Origin of the sequence: Mesorhizobium sp. M7A.F.Ca.MR.362.00.0.0 (genome assembly GCF_004023175.1) — a bacterium.
In the GTDB taxonomy this organism is placed as follows: Bacteria; Pseudomonadota; Alphaproteobacteria; order Rhizobiales; family Rhizobiaceae; genus Mesorhizobium.
This window is the reverse complement of the sequence record NZ_RZTF01000333.1, coordinates 4,295-7,096: the sequence shown is the minus strand read 5'-3', so window position 1 is coordinate 7,096 and position 2,802 is coordinate 4,295. Positions and strand designations below refer to the sequence as shown.

At 64.4% G+C, this 2,802-nt stretch carries 4 protein-coding genes and 1 pseudogene; 2 read left to right on the top strand and 3 right to left on the bottom strand.

Annotation, left to right across the window (positions count from 1 at the left end):
* Positions 1-63: 63 nt before the first annotated feature.
* From EOC06_RS43775 to EOC06_RS28905, 3 genes and pseudogenes are all read right to left on the bottom strand, one after another.
* A pseudogene (locus EOC06_RS43775) lies at positions 64-176 on the bottom strand (metallopeptidase family protein); the annotation flags it as partial.
* Between the two features lie 53 nt (positions 177-229).
* Positions 230-655 (bottom strand): hypothetical protein, encoded by a 426-nt coding sequence (locus EOC06_RS28910; protein WP_127267292.1) that lies wholly within the window; start codon positions 653-655, stop codon positions 230-232.
* A gap of 7 nt (positions 656-662) precedes the next feature.
* Complete coding sequence (locus EOC06_RS28905; protein WP_023763026.1) at positions 663-1,085, bottom strand: metallopeptidase family protein; 423 nt, start codon at positions 1,083-1,085, stop codon at positions 663-665.
* A gap of 183 nt (positions 1,086-1,268) precedes the next feature.
* Here EOC06_RS28905 and EOC06_RS43770 point away from each other — a divergent pair, with 183 nt between their 5' ends.
* Positions 1,269-2,306 (top strand): hypothetical protein, encoded by a 1,038-nt coding sequence (locus tag EOC06_RS43770; protein WP_127267293.1) that lies wholly within the window; start codon positions 1,269-1,271, stop codon positions 2,304-2,306.
* A partial coding sequence (locus EOC06_RS43765) for a DNA polymerase Y family protein (RefSeq protein ID WP_245470163.1) occupies positions 2,248-2,802 on the top strand: 555 nt, incomplete at its 3' end. The genes EOC06_RS43770 and EOC06_RS43765, both read left to right, overlap by 59 nt.

Below are 2,802 nucleotides of genomic sequence, written 5' to 3'. Positions count from 1 at the left end.
TCCTAGGGTCTGCGCCGCGTCGCTTCGCTCCTTGCTCCGCCCTAGGATGACGAAGGTGTGGGGCTACTCGGCCGCTTCTTCGAACTTCTCCATATCATCGTCCGACAGGCCGAATGGTGACCGATCTCGTGGATGTCGCCCAGCGTCTCTTCGTTCTCGGACCAGTAGTCAAGGATATCGACGGTCAGGAATGAGGGCCGAATACAGCGCTTGGTCGATCAGTAACCAGCTACGCCAGATTTTCCCAGGCGGCTCTGATTTCGTTGAACCGTGCGTCTGCGCGGCCCTCGACGTCATCGCAGCCGAAATAGAGGATCGATAGCGCTGCAAGGAGACCGGGATAGCCGGAGACGGAATCCATTCTCGTAAGGATTTCAGGAACCGGCAACCGCTTGCGTTCAATCATGGAGATCGCGCATTCCGCTGTCATAGGTGCCATCGGGTGGTCGAATTCGGATAGCCAGAAATCGACCAGGGCAACGAGAGTGGCCGGTTCGATGGCAGCACTTGCGGGCAGATGGCAAAGCTCACTAAGTGCGAGGAAAGCGGCATTCGGCGAAATCCCGATGGCGGTTGCGATCAGTTCCCGGCTTTGTGAAATGTCGTGGTACGGCCAATTGCAATCGATCAGGTCGGCAAATTCTGCTTCCGTCATCTGAGTGCTACTCGGCCGCCTCTTCGATCTTCTCCATATCATCGTCCGACAGGCCGAAATGGTGGCCGATCTCGTGGATCAGCACGTGGGTGACGATGTCGCCCAGCGTCTCTTCGTTCTCGGACCAGTAATCGAGGATGGCGCGGCGGTAGAGCGTGATGCGGTTCGGGCCTTCGCCGGTCTGCGGGTTCCAGCGCTCGGCGATGCCGCGTCCCTCGAACAGGCCGAGCAGGTCGAAGGGCGTTTCCAGCGACAGGTCGTCCATGATCTCGTCGGTCGGGAACTCGGCGATCTGGATAACGATCTCGCCGGTCAGCTTGCGAAAATCCTCCGGCAGATGCGCGTACGCCTCCAGCGCCAGGAACTCCATTTCGTCCATCGAGGGCGAGAGTTCGTCGTGCCAGGTGCGGGTCTTGTAGATGCGGGCCATGCTTTGTCCTTTGATCCCGGCATATAGGCTTTCGCACCGGAATCGGCAAATGAACGGGCCGATGCGCCTGCGCCATCCCTGCCGAGAGGAATAAATTCCCCATGACTCTGCTTGACTCCTGGGTCCCCCTCTGGAATCTATAGGGAACATAACAGGAACAATTGTGAGTGGAAGCTGACCGTCATGGCGATGACCGCCGTGGCGCGGGAGACTGTTTTTGCCCTGCGCCGCCAGATCGCGAAAATCGAGGGAACGCTGCCCGAGCGCTTGGCCGCGCCGGCCGCCGCGCCCCTTCACGCCGACGCCAACACCGATCTCACAATCGTCCGGCGTGGCATTGCCGCGGCGTTGCCGGATGCGTTTCTGCCTATCGGTGTCGAGCGCCTCGACGCCGCCCTGAGCGGCGGCCTGCCGAAGGCCGCCCTGAGTGAAATCCATGGCACGCAAACCCGCGATGCCGGGGCCGTCGCCGGCTTCGCTTTGTCGCTCACCAGTCTGATCCTCAAGCAAACGCCGGGGCTGCCGGTGCTGTGGATCGGCACATCGGAGATTTTCCGCGAGGCCGGCTTTCCCTATGCAAGGGGGCTTCACGCTTCGTTCGGCATCGAGCCGGAGCAATTGCTGTTTTCCGAGGCGCCAAGGCTTGTCGATGCGCTGTGGGTCGCCGAGGAGGCGGCCCGGATGACAGCGCTCGCCGCGGTCATCCTGGAAATCCGCGGCAATCCGCAGCGGCTGGACCTGACCGCGACACGCCGGCTGCATGCAAGGGCGCAAGCGGCCGGCCGGCCGGTGTTCCTGCTGCGGCAGGCGGCCGAACCCGAACCGACGGCCGCCCCTGTCCGCCTCATCGTCGCCTCGGCGCCGGCGGTGCCGCGCGACACCATCGCCGGGCCGCTGGCCGGCTCGATCGGCCGCCCGGCCTTCGCCCTCACCATCGGCAAGAGCCGCACAGCCCTGCCTGGACAATTCACACTGGAGTGGAACCCCGATGAACGCGCATTCGACGAAAGATGGGGCGACGAAAAAAGGAGCGAGGGAAGAGACCGGACAAAGAATCCTGTCCCTGTGGTTTCCCTATCTGGCGGCGGAAAGGATCCTGCGCCAGCGTCTGGGGCGGTCCTGGCGTTCCCGGCCGTCGGATCACCTCTCTCACCCGCCGCTCGTGATCAGCCATCGCGACCGCAACGCGCAGCGCATCTCGGCCCTCGACGAGCGGGCTGAGGCGCTGCACCTGAAGCGCGACATGGGCATCGCCGATGCGCGCGCCATGCATCCGTCGATCGACATCGTCGAGGCGGATCCGGAAGCCGACCGCCGACTGCTCGAAGGCCTTGCCGACTGGTGCGACCGCTACACCCCGCTGGTGGCGCTGGACGGGACAGACGGCCTGTTTCTCGACGTCACCGGCTGCACCCATCTGTTCGGCGGCGAGCGCGCCATGCTGGACGACATCCTGTCGCGCTTCTTCCATCAGGGTTTCGATGTCCGCGCCGGGCTTGCCGCGACACCGGGTGCGGCCTGGGCGGCGGCACGCTTTTGCGGCGACCGCATCATTGTGTCAGGCGAGGAGGAAGCGCTGCTGGCACCCCTGCCCCTGGCCGCGCTGCGCATCGAGCCGGCGACCCGCACCAGCCTGGAAAGCGTCGGCCTGCGCACGGCGGGCGCCGTCATGGCGGCACCGCGCGCGCCGCTCGCCCGCCGTTTTGGCGCCTTGCTG